At 42.1% G+C, this 21,794-nt stretch carries 12 protein-coding genes; 1 reads left to right on the forward strand and 11 read right to left on the reverse strand.

The window, feature by feature from the left end:
• Positions 1-432: 432 nt before the first annotated feature.
• Genes KTR06_RS14590 through KTR06_RS14605 form a run of 4 tightly spaced genes read right to left on the reverse strand, consistent with a single transcriptional unit; the run spans position 433 to position 6,260 of the window.
• On the reverse strand, positions 433-1,812 hold the full coding sequence (locus tag KTR06_RS14590) for a sulfatase (RefSeq protein WP_115485190.1): 1,380 nt from the start codon (positions 1,810-1,812) through the stop codon (positions 433-435).
• Positions 1,813-1,846: 34 nt separating this feature from the next.
• Positions 1,847-3,223, reverse strand: coding sequence for an arylsulfatase (locus KTR06_RS14595; RefSeq protein WP_151934064.1), 1,377 nt, complete (start codon positions 3,221-3,223; stop codon positions 1,847-1,849).
• A gap of 55 nt (positions 3,224-3,278) precedes the next feature.
• Positions 3,279-4,649, reverse strand: a complete 1,371-nt coding sequence (locus KTR06_RS14600; protein ID WP_217290473.1) for a sulfatase — start codon at positions 4,647-4,649, stop codon at positions 3,279-3,281.
• A gap of 18 nt (positions 4,650-4,667) precedes the next feature.
• Entirely contained in the window at positions 4,668-6,260 is a 1,593-nt protein-coding gene (locus KTR06_RS14605; protein WP_004310843.1) for an arylsulfatase, read from the reverse strand.
• A 230-nt stretch (positions 6,261-6,490) separates the two neighbouring features.
• Here KTR06_RS14605 and KTR06_RS14610 point away from each other — a divergent pair, with 230 nt between their 5' ends.
• The gene (locus tag KTR06_RS14610) at positions 6,491-9,052 is read left to right on the forward strand and encodes a hypothetical protein (protein WP_217290474.1); all 2,562 of its coding nucleotides are present in this window, start codon (positions 6,491-6,493) and stop codon (positions 9,050-9,052) included.
• A gap of 125 nt (positions 9,053-9,177) precedes the next feature.
• On the opposite strand, the gene KTR06_RS14615 is transcribed toward KTR06_RS14610, so the two are convergent.
• From KTR06_RS14615 to KTR06_RS14645, 7 genes are all read right to left on the reverse strand, one after another.
• Positions 9,178-10,863 carry an arylsulfatase gene (locus KTR06_RS14615; RefSeq protein ID WP_004322425.1) on the reverse strand — a complete coding sequence of 562 codons (1,686 nt, stop codon included), beginning with the start codon at positions 10,861-10,863 and terminating at the stop codon, positions 9,178-9,180.
• Between the two features lie 37 nt (positions 10,864-10,900).
• Positions 10,901-12,253 carry a sulfatase gene (locus KTR06_RS14620; protein WP_217290475.1) on the reverse strand — a complete coding sequence of 451 codons (1,353 nt, stop codon included), beginning with the start codon at positions 12,251-12,253 and terminating at the stop codon, positions 10,901-10,903.
• A gap of 220 nt (positions 12,254-12,473) precedes the next feature.
• A complete protein-coding gene (locus tag KTR06_RS14625; RefSeq protein WP_087318141.1) occupies positions 12,474-13,493 on the reverse strand; it encodes a DUF4973 domain-containing protein in 1,020 nt (339 codons plus the stop codon).
• A 20-nt stretch (positions 13,494-13,513) separates the two neighbouring features.
• Positions 13,514-15,562 (reverse strand): RagB/SusD family nutrient uptake outer membrane protein, encoded by a 2,049-nt coding sequence (locus KTR06_RS14630; protein WP_074638157.1) that lies wholly within the window; start codon positions 15,560-15,562, stop codon positions 13,514-13,516.
• Between the two features lie 15 nt (positions 15,563-15,577).
• Complete coding sequence (locus KTR06_RS14635) at positions 15,578-18,682, reverse strand: TonB-dependent receptor (protein WP_217290476.1); 3,105 nt, start codon at positions 18,680-18,682, stop codon at positions 15,578-15,580.
• A gap of 12 nt (positions 18,683-18,694) precedes the next feature.
• Entirely contained in the window at positions 18,695-20,200 is a 1,506-nt protein-coding gene (locus tag KTR06_RS14640; RefSeq protein WP_217290477.1) for an IPT/TIG domain-containing protein, read from the reverse strand.
• 17 nt (positions 20,201-20,217) lie between these two features.
• The coding region (locus KTR06_RS14645) for a glutaminase domain-containing protein (RefSeq protein WP_217290478.1) at positions 20,218-21,794 on the reverse strand (1,577 nt) is incomplete at its 5' end.

Raw genomic sequence — 21,794 nt, forward strand, 5'->3', positions numbered from 1 at the left:
CAGTGAACGAATCTATGCACTCTAGTGAACAATCCTCGTCACTCTAGTGGAACGATGGAGATGCTCTATCAATAACTGGACGATAACGAATGAAAAACATGCCGGCATAGGGTTGTTTGAATGATAAGTACCTTTCATCTGTTTTCAATGTAAATAAGATCAGCAACCATCGTCTATGCAGTCATCATGAGAAATGTATGAGAAATGCAGGATGAATACAGGGCAGATGTATGAGAAATCATTGAAAAACGAATGAGAAATAGCGGTTTTTTCGTTAAAATATCTGTAAAAAGTATGAGAAATGCTTTCTATGCAGGCATTTCTCATACTATATATTACTGATTATAAACTAATTACCTGGATTTTATGAGAAATGAGAAATAAAAAAGATAAATCTCTTTCAGAGAGCAACAAGCGGTAGCATTACGAATATTATACATTGGCTGCTTTCTTCTGCTTATTCTTAGGAGCACGCGGCCGGTCTTTATCAGCTCCGGTATCATTTTGCTGTTTCATCCATTTTTGCAGTTCCATCGTCAGTTCTGCCTTCTTCTTACTATATTTCTTCACATCCGCCAGATTATTCATTTCGAACGGATCTTTCTTGATATCATATAGTTCGAACTCGGGACGATTCTTATAGCGATTCATGATTTTATGTGCCTGATCCGTGTCCTGTGCTTTCCACGAGAGATACCATTCTGCCTTTTCAATATGCTTTTCTACGTATGTTTCCTTCGGAGTCAAGTTCCAGATTAGACGATAGCGTCCGTCTGAAATAGAACGGATTGGATATGCCGGACCTTCCGGAACATTGTTGTGAACATGATAAGCATACTTATGGTGTGTCTTTGTTTTCCCTTGAAATACATCTACCAGACTCTTTCCATCTATTACGTCAGGCACCTTTCCACCTGCAACATCGATAAATGTAGGAAGAAGGTCTTCATATTGCACAATAGCGGAAGTCTCCGTACCGGGTTTAATGACACCCGGCCAGGAAGCCACCATCGCCGACTTGACACCGGCACTCCAATTGGTCCATTTGGCTCCGGCAAATTGCGTACCCTGCTCGGATATGAAAATGACAAGAGTGTTCTGCAGCAGATTCTTTTCTTTCAGAATCTGCATAGCGTCACCCACCTGCTGATCGAGCAAGCCGACTTCCGCCAAATATCTGGCATAGTATTCACGTGTTACTTCCGTGTCGATAAACTGTGGCGGCAACTGAAGTTTCTTCCGGTCGAAAACGGAAGCGTCACCACCTGTCCAGGGAGCATGCGAATTAATAGAAGCCAAGACAAGGCAGAAAGGTTGGGAAGCATCACGCTCCATAAACTTCTCGATACCTTTGGTATGATAGTCAGTGTTTGGGCTTGTACATCCTTTGGGGAATCCCGGTACATCTTCGAACGGGAAGTTAGCCAAAGGTTTGATATGCCACTTCCCGGCCAATCCAACCCGATAACCCAGATTTCCCAGATAAGTAGGGAGAGATTTTACATCGGCATTGACCGAACTATGGTTGGCATAACCGCCATGATGCATCGGATACATACCTGTATAAACACAATGCCGGGTAGGCGTACTCATCGAAACAGAATTATACGCACTGTTGAACTTTATCCCCTGTCGAGCCAATGCATCTATATGCGGAGTCTTGTTGTTGACCGCTCCGAAACAGCCTATATCGTAATAGGAGCAGTCATCGGCTATGATTAATAATATATTAGGCTTTGAAGGAGTTTGGGCAAACCCGTTTCCTATCGCCAATCCGCCTAGGAGGCATAAACTAATCATTGATTTTTCCATCTTGTATTATTTTCAATTCATAGGGTTAACAGATTCAACGTACTACTTTCCATTCTTTAGGAGCTTTGAATCCGTCACGACCTTTACCATAAGGTACTTCTGGTATACAAGGAGTGATCGTGTCATATTTCAGGGCAACCTCATACAAAGCTTTCACAATTTTCTCGTTTCCTGCGCTGGCATTTTTCTTTTCGTAAGGATCTGTTTTATAATCAACCAGGAAGTCCTGTTTCAAATCCAGTCCCGGTTTCATACCTTTTCTTATCAGTTTATAGTCTTTATTGACTACTGCTCCGTGTCCCAGATAAAAATCGCGGTCGATACAGGTCTTTTTACCGTTTAATACAGGGAGGATGCTGATACCGTCATATTCACGTTTCGGACGGCTGTGATCTCCGACCAAATCTTTCAATGTGGGAACAAGGTCAACAAAACCTGTCACCTGTGAACTCAAGTTCTTATATTGTTTCTCTGCTTTCTTCCAATAAAGAACAGCCGGCGCATGTACCCCTCCATCCCACTCGTCGAATTTATGTCCACGCAAAGGTCCTGATGAAGATCCCGGAACACTGGCTGTACCGTTATCACTAAAGAAGATAAAGAAAGTGTTGTCCATAATTCCTTTCTTCTTCAAGGCATCTACAATAGCACCGATTCCCCTGTCCATACAGGAAACCATTGCACTGTAAGTCGCTTTTTTCTGTTCTTTCGGTGTCAGGCTGTCGAAATTGTCAGTATAGAGTTTTATATCTTTTTCCTGTGCCTGCAAAGGTGTATGAGGTGCATTATAGGCCACATACAACATAAACGGACCTTCTTTCTCGTATGCATCGATACAGCGGATGGCTTCTTTGGTTATCAATTCGGTAGAATATCCTTTGTCGTGGCAGGTTTCCCAGTCGTTGTGCCAGTCCAGTTCACCTTCACGCGTCAGGTCGAAATAATCTATCGCACCGTTCAGATGACCATAGAAATGCGAAAATCCCCTATTCATCGGATAGTGCACTTTCTTGGTATGTCCCAGATGCCACTTACCAATAATGGCTCTGTTCTTATATCCGTTACGTGCCAGCATATCGGCCATCGTTTCTTCATTCTCATCCAGTCCGTCCTCACGCCAGGGCGGAATAACAGCCGAACGGACACCAAACCGGTTCGGGTAACGTCCCGTCATCAGTCCCGCACGGGTGGGCGTACTGATGGGAGAAGTGTAAAAGCGTTCGAGTTCCACTCCTTCGCCCACCAGAGCATCCAAACAGGGAGTCTTGATTTCACTACCATGAAACCCTACATCTCCCCAACCTAAATCGTCGGCCAATACAATCACAATATTAGGACGCTCTGTCTGCGCATGAAGAAATGCCGGAAGCAGAGTACATCCACAAAGCAAACCAAAAAATTCTTTTTTCATGATATACGATTTATAAATAACATTCTGTGTTTCATTCGTTTTGATGTGTGACGGCTTATTTTCTCTTTCCCGGCATGTGTTCGAAGGCACGCATCTCGGTAGGTTGTCCTTCGTCTCCACAATCCTTCATCCAGCGTTTCAGCTCTTTATCCAAACGGTTGATGGTAGAAGCTTGTTTCGCGTCTTCCGCCAGATTTTTCATACAATACGGGTCGTTCTTCACATCATACAATTCGATAGCCGGACGATGCTGGTATTTAGTCGTCATCGCTTTTGCATGACTATCCGTTTCCGCCAGACTTTTCCACTCTTTAAACAAAGGAGATTTTGTTTCAACATTCTGGAAAGTGGCTTCCGGGGTGAGATTGACAATATATCTGTATCGGCCGTCGTATACCGAACGGATGCCATAATAAGGCGATCCGGCATTGATGCCTCTCGTGGTCTGAAGGGAGAAAGAATATTTCTTGTGTGCTTTCTTCTTGCCTGTCAATACCGGTTTAAAGCTTTCGCCATCTACTTTTGCCTGCGGCTTTCCTCCTGCTATGTCGACAAAAGTTGGGACAATATCTACATATTCCACCAATGCGTCACTTACGCTTCCCGGCTTAACCACTCCCGGCCAACGAACGATACAGGCAGAGTGTACCCCCGCATCATAACAAGTCCATTTGGCAAAAGGCAGGCTGTTGCCTTGTTCGCTCAAATATACGACAACAGATTTATCCGTCATTTTTTCCTTATCTAAAATAGAAAGGACATTGCCGAATTCCTGGTCCATATAATTGATCTCTGCCAGATAATGGGTAAACAACTCGCGAGTCTGGGGAATATCTACATACATAGGAGGCAGCGTCAGTTTGTCCGCATTAAATTGAGAGGCATCGCCTTTATTCCAGGGAGTATGCGGTTGATTGGAGGCTACAAACAGACAGAAAGGTTCGCCTTTCGCCTTGCAATCGGAAATAAATTTCTGAATTGCTTCAAAATTCAAGTCCCCACCTTTCAAAGGAGGTACATAAAGGTCGAAAGGAAATACTGATTTCGGAGCAATATGCGATTTCCCGATCAACGCGACTTTATAACCCAACGGTTGCAGGTGGTGTACAACGCTCAATGTTCCTTCATTGGCACAAGTATGATTGGGGTAAGCTCCGCTGCGTACAGGCCACAAACCGGTATATAGATTGTGCCGGGTAGGCGACGACATCGGAACGGCCTGATAGGCTTGTGTGAAACGTACTCCCTGTGTGGCAAAGCGGTCGATATTCGGAGTTTTCGAATCAACACTGCCATAACAGCCCAAGTCATAATGAGAACAATCGTCGGCTATGAACAATAGGAAGTTCGGTTTTTCCGTTTGCTGGGCGAAAGACAGGCTGGTAGCTCCCAAGGCTACGGATGCACTTACTAGTAATTTATTCATTTTGTGTTCCTCCTTTATTTATTTCTTCGGATGTTTCGGTAATACAAAGTTTGCATTCGCCCATTTCTCCCATTCGGCAACTAACTTGGTAAGCACTTCAGGGTGCTGTTCTGCCAGATTGTTACGTTCGGTACGGTCTTTAACCACATCGTACAATTCCCACTCTTTTCCTTTTTCGTCGCGGATTGCTTTCCAGTTTCCCCAGCGGATCGCTCTATTGTTCTGATGTTCCCAATACATATATTCATGGATAGAGTCTGCTTTCTTTTGAATAGCAGGGAAAAGGCTACTGCCTACTAATGGATATATTTTGTTTCCGCCGTGATAAGTTTCCGGATAGGCGGCTCCTGTTGCTTCCAGGATGGTCGGCATAATGTCCGGCAGATAACCGGGAACACGGCACCATTCACCTTTCTTATTCTTCAGATTGCTTTTCCACGACACGATGAGAGGGGTAGAAATACCTCCTTCATAAGAACGGCATTTGTATTTACGGAACGGAGTATTGGAAACCTGTGCCCATGCTCTTCCGTAAGAAGGGAACACGCTACAAGCCGGATTGTTGATTTCAGACACTTTCCCGCCTCCCAATTCAGCGTATGGCTCGGCACAAGCACCGTTATCAGACAAGAACATGACAAGCGTGTTATCCAGTTTATGATTCTTCTTCAGGTAGTCCAGCAGTTTTCCTACATTATAATCTACACAATGCACCTGCGCTGCATAAACGGCCATCCGGTAGGCTACTTCATCTTTTTCCTTCTCTGTCAGTTCGTCCCACTTCCGGTTTTCCCATTCGGCGAACTCTGTATTCGAGTCAATAATTCCCAACTTAGCCATCCGCTTCCGTCTTGCTTCACGAATTTCATCCCATCCTTTCTCACGATAGATCTTCGTGAATTTTTGAATATCTTCTTCTTTTGCCTGCAACGGCCAGTGAGGAGCGTTAAATGCCAGATATAGGAAGAAAGGTTTGTCGTCTTTCTGCTCATCAACAAAGCGGATTGCGTAATCGGTAAATGCATCTGTTGTATAATAGGGTGCTTCCGGTTCCGGAAGTTTTGTATTGTCAAGGGTTAAGCCGCGTCCTCCCGATGGACGGAGATAACTGCAAGCTCCTGCCAAAATTCCGTAGAAGCGTTCAAATCCCCGTTGCAAGGGCCACTTTTCTTCTCCATGCATTCCCAGATGCCATTTACCTGCCATATAGGTATGGTAGCCGCCTTCTTTCAGAACTTCGGCTATTGTGACACAATTGCGGTTGAGGAATCCTTTGTATCCGGGTACACCCCAATCATTCGGACTCTTCTGGCCGGGATTTTTAAACGGGTCTTCGGACATCTGACCGATACCTGCCTGATGTTGATATAGCCCTGTCATTAAACTGGCCCGGGCGGGACATGAACGTGAGGTGTTGTAGAATTGAGTGAAACGTACTCCTTTAGATGCCAATGCATCAATATTAGGGGTCAGTATTTCTCCACCGTAGCAGCCGATATCGGAATAACCCATATCATCTACCATAATCAGTACGACATTCGGCTTCTCTTGTGCCGAACAAAACGATGCCATCAGTAAGGGGGCAGTCATTAAGAAATTCTTCTTTACCATAGTATTATCAATTATCTGAAAAACAAAAATAGAGAAGTTTATGGAAAAGGAAGGAAAAATGCTAATCAATAAAGAACAAAATCAGGTATATATGCTATCCAACAGATATACAATGCGCCCATGAACTTTTATTTCTACTTTGAATAGTTTTTTTCCTTTATTGAACAATTAGTTTTCTATTTTTAGGTCAATATATTCTAACTTTGCATTTTAGTTAAAAACCTATTGAAATGAAAAACAAACGAATTCTTTTTCTTCTTTCTTTTTGCTTATCACTAGCAATAGCATGGGGAGAGATTCCTCCTGCCAAAGTTATATTCCAACAATACATGAACCAAGCCCAGACATTTGCCAACAACTTCCCACGGGAGAAAGCGTATTTGCATTTTGACAATACGAGTTATTATGTTGGAGATACGATCTGGTTTAAGGCTTATGTCACTCTTGCCGAACAACAGATTTTCAGTCAAATCAGCCGCCCCCTGTATGTAGAACTGGTGGATCAGACAGGACATATAGCAGATAAACAAATCATCAAACTGACACAGGGAGAAGGGAACGGACAATTCGTTCTTCCCCGTTCCATGTTATCCGGCTATTACGAGGTACGTGCCTATACCCGCTGGATGCTTGCTTTCAACGAACCGCAGTATTTCTCACGTACTTTCCCGATTTATCAACTTGCGAATAGTGATAAGCTGGAACGTAGTATCACGACTTATGAATTAAGTTCGTCGATGGAGAACCGTCCGTCGGAAACTAAAGAGAAGTTGAGTGTGCGCTTTTTTCCCGAAGGAGGGCAATTAGTGGAAGGAGTGACTTCGCAAGTGGCTTTCAAGGCGGAGAGTAAAGATGAAGGGGATATAGAATTGTCAGGAACGATTTATACCAAAGAAGGAGCAGAAATCACTTCTTTCGAGACTTTACACGATGGAATGGGGCATTTTGAATATACGCCTTCTGCACAACCGGCTGTTGCCAAAGTCGATTTTCAAGGAAAGAAATATGAATTTACCCTTCCACAGGCGTTGCCTAACGGGTATGTATTGAGTACTGTCAACAATGCCGGTGCCCTTTTGGTGAAAGTATCCTGCAATGCCGCTACTCCTCAAGATACATTGGCTGTATTTATCAGTCATCAGGGACGGCCGTATGTTCATCAATTGATTAGTTGCCGGGCGGACGCTCCACAAGAGTTCATTCTGCCTACCCGCAAACTACCGGCAGGCGTACTGCAAGTCAGCCTCATCAACCGAGCTGGTAATACGTTATGCGAGCGTTTTGTCTTTTCCAACCCACGTGCTCCTCTACAACTATCCGCAGAGGGACTGAAAGAGGTGTATACTCCCTACGCTCCTATTCGTTGTGAGTTACAGGTAAAGAATGCCAAAGGAGAACCGGTATCGGGAGATGTATCGGTCAGTATCCGGGATGCCGTCCGGTCAGATTATCTGGAGTATGATAACAACATCTTCACTGATTTGCTGTTAACATCTGATTTAAAAGGATATATCCATCAGCCCGGTTATTATTTTGCATCGCCGTCTCCCCGGAAGCAAACGGAACTGGATATATTATTAATGGTGCATGGATGGCGTAAATATGACATGAGCCAAGCCATTTCTACTGCTCCTTTCACTCCGTTGCAGTTACCGGAAGCTCAATTAGTGTTGAACGGACAGGTTAAATCAACGATCCTCAAGAATAAGCTGAAAGATATAGCGCTTAGTGTGATAGTGAAGAAAGATGACCAATTTATCACTGGAGGAACCGTGACCGATGAAAACGGTCGTTTTACCATTCCTGTAGAAGACTTTGAAGGAACCACGGAAGCGGTGATCCAAACCCGGAAAGTCGGTAAAGAACGCAACAAGGATGCATCCATCCTGATCGACCGTAATTTCTCACCTGCTCCCCGAGCCTATGGTTACAAGGAGCTTCATCCTGAATGGAAGGACTTGACCCACTGGCAACAAAAAGCCGAGAATTTTGATTCTCTATACATGGATTCTATCCGGAAAGTAGAAGGGCTTTATGTATTGGATGAAGTGGAAATCAAAAGCAAACGCCGGCAAGGAAGTAATATGGCTACTAAAATCAATGAGAAAAGCATTGACGCTTATTACGACGTACGCCGTTCTGTAGATTTATTACGTGACAATGGGAAGATTGTCACAACTATTCCGGAATTAATGGAAAAGTTGAGTCCGCAATTCGATTGGGATCGTAGCAATGACAAGCTTACTTATCGGCAGAAACCAATCTGCTATATCATGGATAACCACATTTTATCCGAGACAGAAACTCAAATGATGTTGACCGAAGTGGATGGACTGGCTTCTATCATCATCAGCAAAGGAACCGGAGGCATTGATGACGACATCATTCAAAACACCAAAATGTCCGAAGTTACGGATAGTACGGGAGTGGATATCAGCAAACTGGATAAATACAGTGTTTTCTACCTGATTCCCCTACCCAGACGCGATGTATTGAACAAAAGTCAGACTGCCGTACTTGGTACCCGGCAAACAGTCATTCAGGGATATACTCATGCACTGGAATATTATTCACCTGCCTACCCGACCAAGGAATTGTATATGGATAAAGTGGACAAAAGACGGACGCTCTACTGGAATCCGTCTGTACGGACAGATGAAAATGGAAAAGCTGTGATTGAATGTTATAATAACCAATATTCCACTCCGGTGATTATTCAGGCGGAAACGATGAGTAAGGATGGACAAATAGGAAGTATGAAGTATTCTACAATCGGGCAAGCGGAGCAATAGTTCTTGTTGTAGATAACCTCATAGCAGATATTATTAATGGGGATGAAGTTATTCCTGATCCGGAATCCTTCATCCCCATTATTCTTTCAATGTTTCTATTCATTCCGTTTTAAATAGAATGACAGTTATTTCTTTTTCTGTCCCGGGTAAGGTTCTACCATGCAACGCTTCGCCCATGCTTCGTAGGCTTTTGACATTTCTGCCACTTTCTCCGGATATTTAGCAGCCAGATCATGTTGCTCGCTCCGGTCTTCATTCAGATTGTACAATTCCCATTGAGAGTTATTTTTCGGGCGAACCAATTTCCAGCCATCATTGGAAAGGAAAGCACGTTCGTTGAAGTGTTCAAAGCCCAGATAATCATGTCCCTTGCGATGTCCGGTCTTGAAGATAGGAAGTAAGCTCTTTCCTTCCATTGGAAGAATATCATGTCCTTTATAGGTAGTTGGATATTCAGCATCCGCTAAATCGACACAAGTAGCCATGATGTCCATTACATGCCCTATTTCAGATGTCATGCCACCCACGTTCTTTTTAATTCCTTTCGGCCAGTGAGCAATCATCGGAGTACAGATTCCTCCCTCATAAGATTTAGCTTTCCAAAAGCGGAATGGAGTATTCGCTACATTAGACCAACGGGCTCCCAATGAAGCGTATGTAGTCTGTGGCCCAGGCAATACTTGTTTATTACGCGGGTAAATGATTTTCTTTCCATCACGAGTCATATCCGGACGGTCGTTCTCTCCACCAGACATGTTCTGGCAGTCTTCATTACTGCAACCATTATCAGACAAGAAAAGAATCAATGTATTATCAAGCTGTCCGGTCTTTTTCAAAGCCTCGATAATTTGTCCAATACCCTGATCTACACGGTCGATCATTGCAGCGTGAACGGCCATCGCACGGGCATCCCATTCTGCATGTGGATTGTCTTCCCATTTGTCATGAAACTGACGTTCGGACAAAAAGTTATCCATTCCCGGAAAAATACCCAACTGCTTCTGACGTTCGTAGCGGGCATTACGGATAGCTTCCCAACCTACTTTATAAGTATCCTTATATTTCTCAATATCTTCAGGAAGTGCATGCAGCGGCCAATGCGGTGCTGTATAAGCCAAGTACATAAAAAATGGTTTGTCATCCTTTGCATATTCTTCTACCTCTTGCACAGCGCGGTCAGAAAGGGCTTGGGTTATATAATATCCTTTAGGTACTTCCTTTATAGGCACTTCACCTTCTACCAAGCTGAACGGATCAAAGTAATCCACCACTCCATAAATCACTCCATAGTGAGAATCAAACCCACGATTGACGGGATAATGACATAAATCAGAGAATGTATCATGGAAGACACGGTGTGCCAACCATTCGCGTTGGTCTTTACGAAGTGGAGTCTCTGCAACATGCCATTTCCCAACCATACTGGTAGTATATCCTGCTTCTTTCAACACCTCGGCAATAGTAACGGCATTGCGTGAGAGTGTTCCGCGATAGCCCGGCAAGTGAGCATCAAAGGTCATTCGTCCGATTCCGGCTTGGTGCTGGTAAAGTCCCGTCAACAGGGAAGCACGAGTCGGGCAACTACGACTTGCATTATAGAAATGATTAAAGCGTACTCCTTCTTGTGCCAGTTTATCCAAATTAGGAGTATGAATCTCGCTACCATAGCATCCCAGATCGGAATAGCCAAGGTCATCTGCAAGAATTACCAAGATATTAGGACGTTTGTCCGATTTCTTGCCTTTCGCCTCTGCTGCAGAATGGCCAGCAACCATCAAGGCGGTCGGTAATAGTAATAATTTAGAATTCATAAGTTTAATATTGGTTTATAATTTGTTTTTCACTGTATTACTCTTTTCCTTTGTCTTTGTTTTCCGCAAACCATTTACATACTTTTTTGCTCAACTTAGCTACGACTTGCGGATGCGACTGCGCCTCATCGTTTTTCTCGAATTTGTCTTTTTCAATATCGTACAGCTGTGCATCGCTTCCATCACTATTTATCAATAGTTTCCAGTTGCCACTGCGTATAGCCAGATGAGGACTTCTGTCGTTTGCATTTCCCGGTTTCTTAAAGAATTGGTTTCTACCGAAATCCCACATCAAATCCGTTTTACGTTTAGCTTTCGATTTACCCAAAAGAACTTTATCATAATTTTGTCCGTCTCCCTGATAACCTTTCTCTGTTTCAATTCCGGCTATCGCACATAAAGAGGGATATAAATCGACTGCACACAGTACGCTCTCATTATTCACTTGTCCAGCCTTTATTTTCTTGGGGTATTTTATAAGGAACGGCATACGAATTCCACCTTCATAAAGGCTGTTCTTCGTTCCTCTTAAATAGGCAGCACGAGCGGATTGGAAACTGGGTGCCGGTCCGTTGTCACTAGTGAAAATCACGATTGTATTTTCCGACAATCCCAACTCATCCAATGCTTTGATAAAACGTCCGATCTGTTTGTCCATTTCAGCAAGAACAGGGATGAAGGCTTCTTCTGTGTTCCAGCTTTTGTTATCCTTTTGCTTAAATTCCGGTACCCAAGGGGTATGCATATCATCCGGCCAGAGATTCAAAAAGAAAGGCTGATCTTTATGACGTTTAACGAAGTCGATGCTCTTGTTTACAAAGTACTCGGTACGTCTCCAGCGTTTTACGCTGTCTTTGGCCGACCATATCCAGTTTGTAGCAGTGATTGCAGGTTCAGGGTCCGGACTTTCATACGTTGATATATATTCGTCAAAACCATAATTCTTAATAGAAGGTGCATTGTGCACGTCGCGTCCGCCTCCCATATGCCATTTACCTATATGCCCGGTAGCGTAACCTGCACTTTGGAAAGCACGTGCCATGGAAGGATTCTTGTCACTCAAAAAGTTACGCTGTTCACACTTCTTGTTGCTGGCTTTATTATTTAAAAAGGTATTAATTCCTACTTCAATCGGGAATTTGCCTGTTGTCAATCCGCAACGTGAAGGTGAGCTGACCGGTGCGGATGAATAATACTGATTGAATAACAATCCGTCCTGCGCTATCTTATCAATATTCGGAGTAGGAACAAACTTACCTCCATAACAACCGATATCTCCGATTCCCATATCATCTACATAGATGACGACCACATTGGGTTTTGTCTCTGCCTGCATACTGGCCACGGGTAATAAAGCTCCCAACCAAGGCAAATGTTTTTTGATGTTCATAATTATTCTGATTTAATTAACTATGCTTTTTGTCGGTTTCGTGTGACTGACTTATGTAGCAAAAGTAGAGAAGTTTTTTAAGAGAAAGGGAAAAATACAAATCAATAAAGGAAAAAAACAGGTAAACAGAGATGAGGAACAGCTAATCTAACCCCATATATAAACAAAATAAGGAAGACACTATTCCTAATATCTTCCCTACCTCTACTCATTTATAAGATTACCATTCAATCTGTTGATCTTCATCCGGAATCTGCGTATTGATATTCCGTTGAAGCGTCATGCTTCCTTCTACTCTATACTTGATAGGAATAACTTCTGTACCACTTCCACCATAGGTAAAATCTTGAAAATCGTATTCAAACATAATTTGAACATAACGACGTTCCAAGTAAGGACGGGTAGCGTCCATTATCGATGTACTACTGTAGATAGGTGTTCCTATCAGTTTGAATTCCATCTCGTTTGTTGGATCGTCCGGCTCCATATCCAATGTTCCATCCTCTTTAAAATGTACATTAATTTTATACTTCTTACGTATGTCTTTATCCATATCCTCATTAATCAGACCTGCATAAAAGAATACGGAATTGTTATCTATCACATATCCTGTACGCTTGTTCGTCGTTCTCGCGTTGTTGTCAGGCTTGCCATTTATATAGGTGTACACTTTCATGGAAGAAGCCGTGTACGAACCGGAATAATCATTAAAAGGCACTACTTTCAACAAAGCTTTTGCATAGTTCTTACGCGGATGACTCTGATAATCAGAGGCTCCATCATCAACAATGGTCAATGGTAAAACCCATTTCTCCAACATATCAATGCCTTGTAGATTAAAATCTATATTCAATTGCTCTACACACGAACCGGCAGGAATATGTACTGTTTCGGGGAATTCGTATTTATCTTCCTCCATTTCCGTATACCATAATTCCGGACGATAAAGACTAAAACGCTCAATATTCAGTGTTTCCAGCGTATCCTTATCCACTGCTATACGTATATCTCTATCTTGTCCATTCACTGTAGAGCCACTGACAATGATAGGTAGCTGATAAGTCACCTTTCCATTGTCCTTATATCTTACATAAATGGTAGTAACACCATCACCTCCTGAAGCAATAGGCGCTTTGAAAGACACATATTGTTCATACTGTTCATCTTCCCACTCATTATTGCAAGCGGTTCCCAAGACGATGACAGCCAATAAACTTAAGCATATATATATTTTTTTCATATCATATTCTTATTAGGAGATTAATCATTGTACGTCCATCCCGGATTCTGCGTCAACCGTTTATTACGTTTCAACTCATCATGGCTGATAGGCCAGAAATAGAGTTTACGCGAGAAAGCAGTAGGTAAGTCTGCAATTTCAATCGGAGTATAAAATTGTTCTCTCTGCTCCTCTGTGTCCGACATATAGAAATTACATCCGTAATTTTTCTTGGACTCTTCCACTTCTGCATCTTTCCATCTACGTAAATCAAAATAGCGCTGCCCTTCGGCCATAAGTTCAATTTGACGTTCACGTTTCAACTTTTTGCGGAATACATCCCGATCCTGATATTCCGACATTGTATAATCAGGCACACCTGCACGGCGACGTACTTGCCTGATACCTTTTTTCATTTCATTAATATCACGGCTAACGGAATAAGTAGTAGATCCATCCCATGACGAAATGTCGTATGAGGAACCGTCTTCCAGTTCATTCAGTGCTTCAGCATAAATCAACAGGATTTCGGCAAAACGAATGGCAGGCTCTGCTTTCGCTTTGATTTCCTTACGATTCGTGTCATCCGGATGCACATATTTCATGATACCGATCCCGGATCGTAAATAGACACCAGTACCGGAGAAACCGTCTGTATTGATACCGTAATAATAGTTAACTTGTTTCTCAACGTCATTTTTATAATCAACTGTCTCTGCATTTTTTAGTAAAGGCCACACGCAACCATTGAACGAAACGGAAGCATAGAAACGCGGTTCACGCCATGCATACTCTTTCCACACCCCCTTCTTTAAATGAGGATATGTTCCTGCTTCTCCTTCCTTTTTAGTCACAAAACGATTTCCAACCTGACAGGTATCCAAAAAGGTTTGGCGGTTAAACTCCGAGCCATCATACATATAGTAAGCATCACACATCTTTATTGTCATACCATAAGCATTGCTTCCATTACCTAATGTTCTCGGCATTTGAAGTTTCACCATTTCAACCAAACTGTTCCCCCCTTGGTTACGTCCACGGCTGAAAATCAGCTCCGGATTCTGATACATCGCTAACGCACCGTTGAAAACCGACCGGTAAGATTCGTAAGGATCTATATCACTATAACCACCTTCATTCCATGTTTTTGTCGAGAAATCACCATCCTGATAAGGAGCAATGGTAGCAGGATATCCAGGTTCGGCAATATCAGTAGCCTTCTTATGATAAAGCTCATAACGACGTCCGTTATTTTCCCCGGGAAGTTCCATTACATCTCTGGCCGCAGCTGCTGCCTTTGCCCACTTATATTCATTATATTCTTGAGACATCAGACAATTTCCATCATAGTCTACCATATCCGAAAACTTATCTGCCTCCCCCGGACGTGGGTTATTAATAGGGCTTGCCGAATACAACAACGCTCTGGCACGAGCCGCCAATGCCGCTCCGCGTGTAGGACGCGCGCCCTGATTAAGAGCTCGGTTCAGAGGCAAATCTTTGGCAGCCAAGAGCATCTCCGATTCGATATACTCTACGCATTCATCATACGAACTACGTTGGATGGCCAAATCATCATAACTGGCAGTATAATCCAGTCCTTCATCAGGTAACAAAGGCACAGGACCATATTTACGCAACAATAACCAATAATAGTAAGCACGCACAAAACGTGCCTGCGCCTTCAGATCGGCCCTCTCCTCTTCGGTAAATTTCGTGTTCATATCAATATGCTGGATAAAGATAGATGCTTGACGAATACCTTTATAACTTTCACTCCACGAATGCCGATAGCTTTCATCGTAAGTACCAGTCTTGAACTCCTTATACACAGCAAGACTATTACCTCCAAAATAGATATCATCGGCAAAATTAGTAATGGTATTCAACATCATAGATACTTCCAAATTGTAACCATTTAAAAAGGAATAAGCATGCGCCAACCATTCTTCTGTATTTTCTTTATCAGTAAATACATCCTCCAAAGAACGACGGTCTTTAAAATATTTATCAGAGTCGAGTTTATCCGCACAAGCAACAATAATCGCACTCAACGCAATACCAATACACAGTTTATATATCTTTCTCATTTTTCATGTATTTAATTAGATATTCACAGTCAATCCCAAAGTAAATGTCTTGGCAAGTGGATACTTCTCTCCATTAGTACTTCCCATTTCCGGATCCCATTCTTTAAATTTAGCAAACGTCAAGAGGTTTGTACCGATAAAAAATACGCGTATTTTATTAAACCGTATTTTGTTCACGATTGATTTAGGCAATGTATAACCTACCTCCAATGTCTTCAAACGTAAATAAGAGCCATCTCTAAGCCAGAAAGTAGAAGCTCTATAGTTATTATCGTTCCCTCCATAACTAAGCCGAGGATACGAAGCATTTGGATTCTCATTAGCAGGAATGCCCAATGTAGCTGCCGTCTCCGCATCAACATAGCGGTTTTTCACCAAATTTGTCAGAACATTTCCCCATTGACTGCCACTAAAAGCGTATACTGTAGGACCATTAATGAAAAACGAAGACTTGCCTGCCCCTTGGAAGTGTGCATTGAAATCGAACCCTTTCCATTGTGCAGAGACACCAAATCCATAAATTAAATTCGGTTTGGTTGTCGCACCAATAGCCACTTTGTCTCCGTCATTAACAACGCCATCTCCATTGACATCTTTATATTTGATGTCACCCGGTTGTACTTTTCCCCATGCTGTCTGCTGAGGACTATTGCGTATATCATCGTAATCTTTGAACAGTCCCAAAGCAATTAGTCCCTTTGCCTGATTCACCCGGTAACCTGCCTCCTTTTGATAAGGGTAAACCGCATTCATTTCATCTTTCTCCAAAATTTCGTTTTTGCTGTAAGTGAAATTACCGCGAACAGTCAGATTAACCTTTCCTATCTTCTGTTTGTAAGCAAAGTTACCGTCAAAGCCTTTCGACAGAACACTTCCTACATTAGCTTTCGGATTACTATTCACGCCCACAATACCAGGTAAATATTGACGTTCCATATAGATTCCGTCGCGCTGTTCATGGAAATAATCTACAGTAGCTGTTAACTTATCATTAAATAGAGAAAGGTCCACACCGGCATCGTGCTTGGTTGCAATTTCCCAAGTAACATTGTTGGAGGCTAATTGCGTATAGTGCATTCCTGTATAGACATTGTCCGGAGAGCCATAATCACTCCAAGTCCAGCCATTTCCATCATCTTTGATAGTATATAAATAGGGGAAACGATGTACAGTATCGCCTATTTTAAGTTTATCACTACCAACCTTACCATATGAATAACGCAACTTAAACATATTCATCCATTTCAGATGTTTTTTTATCAATTTCTCTTCCGCTATGTTCCAAGCCAAAGAAAAGGCCGGGAAAAAGCCAAAGCGATGTCCGTCTGCAAAATTCTCCGAACCGTTGTAGCCGAAATTGAAATCTACGAAATAACGATAGTTCCAGTTGTAGTTGACACGTCCCGCCAATCCCATGTGTCGTTTGGCAACACCATTTTTTACATCTGTACCAATATCAACTGTAGTCCGGTAAGCGTCCTGAGTATATTTCAATATACCACCCACATGATGCGCTTTGAAGGCCCGATTATATTGTAAAAATGCTTCTAAGAATTCACGACGCTCACCACTCGAAGAGCTAGTCTGTTCCATAGGCTTCTCAGCATTTTGTTGTTTAAAAACCAAATTTCCGTCATCATCTCTGTCTCTTTGGGCACGCCAAGTTTCCGGCATTCTGATGCGGTTTATTTCACTCTGGTTACTCGTATCAAACCCGAAACGTCCCTCAAAACGTAGACCTTTCGTGATGAAATCCAACTTTTGCTCCAAAGAAATATTGGTTTGAATTTTATTGTTCCAGATTTCCTTATAACCACTCTGTGTAGCAAGCACCCAAGGATTATTGCGATTATCGTCCGTTCCGTGTGAGGAAATATAACCGTTAGAGTACATGACGGGAATACTGATCGGGCTCTGTCCCATTAAGGAAGTCCATACGTTAGCACCTTGTCCCGGTGCATTACGTTTTTTCAAAGAACCAGATACTCCCACTTTAACAAGTGTACTTTTAGTAATGTCTATATCTGTATTCAGACGATAGTTCCAACGCTGGCTACTGGGATTGGTATTATAATCCTTGCGCATAGCCTCATCCGTCTTATACATACCTTCCTCATTAATATAACTGAGAGATACGAAGTAACGTGCCGTGCTACCACCACCACTCATATTCAGATTGGCACGATAAGTCATGGCTCCATCCTTCATCAGCACATCCATCCAGTCCACATTCGGATACAAATCCTGATCAAGCCCCAATCGCAAGATTTCCATTTCATCATCCTGATACATTCTCTCCTGATTACGCGTAATCCGCGCTTCATTCATCAGCATAGCATAACTATAGCCATCCGCAAATTCGGGTGTGATGGTGCGCGAATTATAAGAACTTTCCACCTTAGCATTGATTTTGATCTTACCTTCCTTACCACGTTTAGTAGTAATCAAAACCACACCATTTGCACCGCGAGAACCGTAAATTGCTGTGGTAGAAGCATCTTTCAATACAGTAAAAGACTCAATATCTTCAATGTTAATTTCATCCAAATCACGTTCAAAACCATCAACCAGCACCAATGCAGCACTATTGGCACCAAAAGTGGAGATACCTCGAATCCAGAATTCAGAAGTGTTCACACCCGGTTGTCCGGAAGTCTGCATAGCAAGCACACCCGACACATTTCCCGCCAGTGCGTTAGAAAGATTGGCTGTAGGGTTAGATTTCAAAACCTCGACATCTACATTCGTCACGGCACCAGTCACGGTCAACTTTTTCTGTGCACCAGTTCCCGTGATTACAACCTCATCGATTTCCTTAGCTTCCGATTCTTTCATTGATATATTAACCAGATTCTGACGTTTCACCAATACCTCTTGCGTATCGAAACCAATATACGAGAATACCAAACGAGAAAATTCCTCAGTTTTAATCTTGTAGCGTCCGTTGATATCTGTTATTGCACCTAAACCCGGTTTGTCCTTCACTGTCACATTAACACCTACCAATGGTTCTTTATTCATGTCTGTCACGACTCCTGTCACCTCAATCGTTTTTTCTTGTGCAAAGAGAGAAACTGAGACTAACAACAAACAAATCGTAATAAATTCTTTTATTCTCATGCGTTCTTCTTTTTATTGATTTCCTTGGTTCTGATTATCATCGGAGGCTTCTATGCTTAAATCGTCAGAGGCTTGCTCCCTAGCAATCTTCCGAATCTTATGATTTCCCCAATCACCTACATAGAAAGTCTTTGTAGCCGCATCGTAGGCTAAAGCTGTCGGTTGATTAAAACGTGCTCTTTCACGCACCTCCCCATTTTGCTTACCCCATTTATAACTGGTTGAGGAAGCGGAACCACGTCCGGCAAATGTAGAAACCACTCCATCCGGAGTCAACACTCGGATACAATGATTCTCTCTATCTGCAAAATAAAAGTCATACCAATCAGCTTTATTGGCAGCCTTATACTCCTCATTAAAAACAAAAACACCTTGACCGGGCCTATTGATACGTGCATTGATACCAACAAGATCTTTATAATCCGCCTGACCGGATTGTCCACACACAATGTACGGCGTCACCAATTTTTTTGTTTCATCATCATAATTGGAGCGAAGTATATAATGCGATTCATGCATTATGATATACACATATTTACCTGTTGGATGAGGAACCATACTAAAATCAACGGTTTGGTTAGGTACGCTAAATGCCAAAAGATCATCCAGCCCTTCTCCTTTAGGAACTTCTGGATTGTTATTATAACCGTTCTCTTCAAAATTATATCTGTACACTTTACCCTCTGCACGATAATTGAAGTAAAGTTCTCCCGTTTGCGGAAGGACCATAGAGCCATTGCAAGCATTACCACGCGTCAAAGCTACCCAACTAGACTCTTTGAAATCTAGTCCGTCCACACTACTTCCACGCTTTAAGATAATGTTGTTTCTATTCTTAGAATTACCAGTCTGAGGAGTAGCCAATACCATATCACCATCATTAGTCCATGTAATAGTAGTTGCACGTTTAATGTCATTCAATTTTTTAGAGTAGATCATTTTCTTTTCCAAATCCAGTATCCTTAAAGGTCTTTCATTATCATTTTGAGACAAGTATAGGATATTAGGATGTTGAGGATCGAAAGAAAACCAAAAAGGATAATCAATCTTTCCGCAATTATCAAACGGTCCAGTCTCTACAATATCGCCCTGACCCAATTCATCTACATCACCACATAAGTCTGTCACCACCAATTGTGGTTCATACTGGTATTTTTCAGGCAATATCACAACTTGCTCACCAACTTTCACTTCTACAGTTCCTTCAAAACAACTCTCCGGTGTAGAACAATAAATGCTAGTACCTTTAGCACTGATAACAATCGCATCCTTTCCACCTACCTTAACGGAAACAAGAGAAGGATCTGTGCCAAAATTACTGCCATAGATAATCATCTTTTTCTTTCCACCTCCCGACTTGGGTGTGAAATCAGTTACCTCTACTGGCTGATTCGGATCATAAGGTGCTGATGTCTCGTCTTTGCTATCTTTGCAGCCAGTAAAACAGACTGCAAAAATGAATGCCAACATCATACACTGTAGCCCTATGCTCCCATGTTTCATAGTTTTACATTTCATAATACACTAGATTTAAATTATTGATTATTCTGAACTTTATCCATTAATACCCTCATCCAGTATCCTCCAATCACCGAACGGGCTCTGAAGCCAACCCATCGTCCGCTGTCTGTATGGTGCCAGTCACTGATAGGTACACGAGAGACTGTTTCATTGATATATTTATAGACTGGATCAGAGAATTTCTGGAAGGTTTCCTTATCCGGGGACATAGCTGCTGTCCACATTATCCAGTCAGATTTTGTGTATTCTTTACGCGAATCCAGAGGAAGTCCATAAGGATTCTGTTTGCTCAAATAATAGTTTATTTCTTTTCCGATTACATTGTTAGGGAATAAATTCAGGTTCCATAACTTATCCCAAACCATGTTATATTTTTGACTCCAGGTATCTTTACGGTCAAAAGCCAGACGGTAATGATCTCCCTCATTCGCCATTTCTTCCCATTTCACCGCCATTTTCTTGGCTATAGCCGCATATTTGTCTGCTACATCATTCAATCCGAGCATCCGAGCCATCTCGCTGTACCCGGCTACTCCCATGATCGCTTTCACAGAAAGGTTCGCATTATGTGCCCAGTGACCAGCAAAGTCATCCGTGCAAAGTTGGTTTTCCGGGTCCTGTCCATACTCTACTAAATAATTAGTCCATGTTGTCAAAATGTCCCAATATTTCTTAGCATAATCGGCATTACCTTCAATTTTTGAAATAGCTGCAGTTAGAATCACCATATTACCACTTTCTTCAATCGGCATGTCACCACCATAAACTTGTCCATTAGCTATTGGATAAGTGCCAAGGTCATGTGCTGCAAAAGGTTTATTCCAACGCCCACTTGCACTATATTCGAAAATGCTAGTCATCATGGCTTTTTCCAAGTCTGGATTATAAACGAGGAACAAAGGGGCGGACGGATAGGTCAGATCGACTGTATTGATACAACCATTACTGTTATTCTCTTTAGAGAACCACATCAGGTTACCTTCTTTGTCTGTGAAAAGTTTATGGGCGGAAATCACTTGACGATATGAAGCAGAACATATTTCTGCATATTTTTTACCACCTGCTTTTTCTGCATCGCTATAAATAAGTTCATCAAGTGCACGACAACGCTCCATAATGGATTGATAGTTATCTCTCAGTTTTTCGAAAGCATCAAAAATTGTCACTTTACCATCATGTTTCCAATATCCCATACGTTTCTCATACATATATTCAATGGAATAAATGTCATCATAACCGATCATCAAGAAACCATCTTTACCATCTTTGGTAACAGTTCCAAAATTATGTACATAAGCCATTGCAGGAGTATTTTCTTCCCGACGAGTAACCCATTTGGTTTTACTTGAAGCTAAAGTTCCATTTTTAACAAAAGCTTCCTTCATTCCGCTATAGTCACCCAAACTTATAGATTTTCCTGCTCCATTTACACTACCAAGATATACATATCCCCAGTCAGCACAAATCAAATCACCTTTACGATCACATATCGGCTGGTTGATGGTGCCAGCTTCTACATAACTAATACCATTTTTCGATAATGTACGTGCAATAGTAGGCTGAGTAGTCTCATTCACTGCTAATACTGGAG

This window comes from Bacteroides sp. MSK.20.12 (assembly GCF_019052435.1).
In the GTDB taxonomy this organism is placed as follows: Bacteria; Bacteroidota; Bacteroidia; order Bacteroidales; family Bacteroidaceae; genus Bacteroides; species Bacteroides xylanisolvens.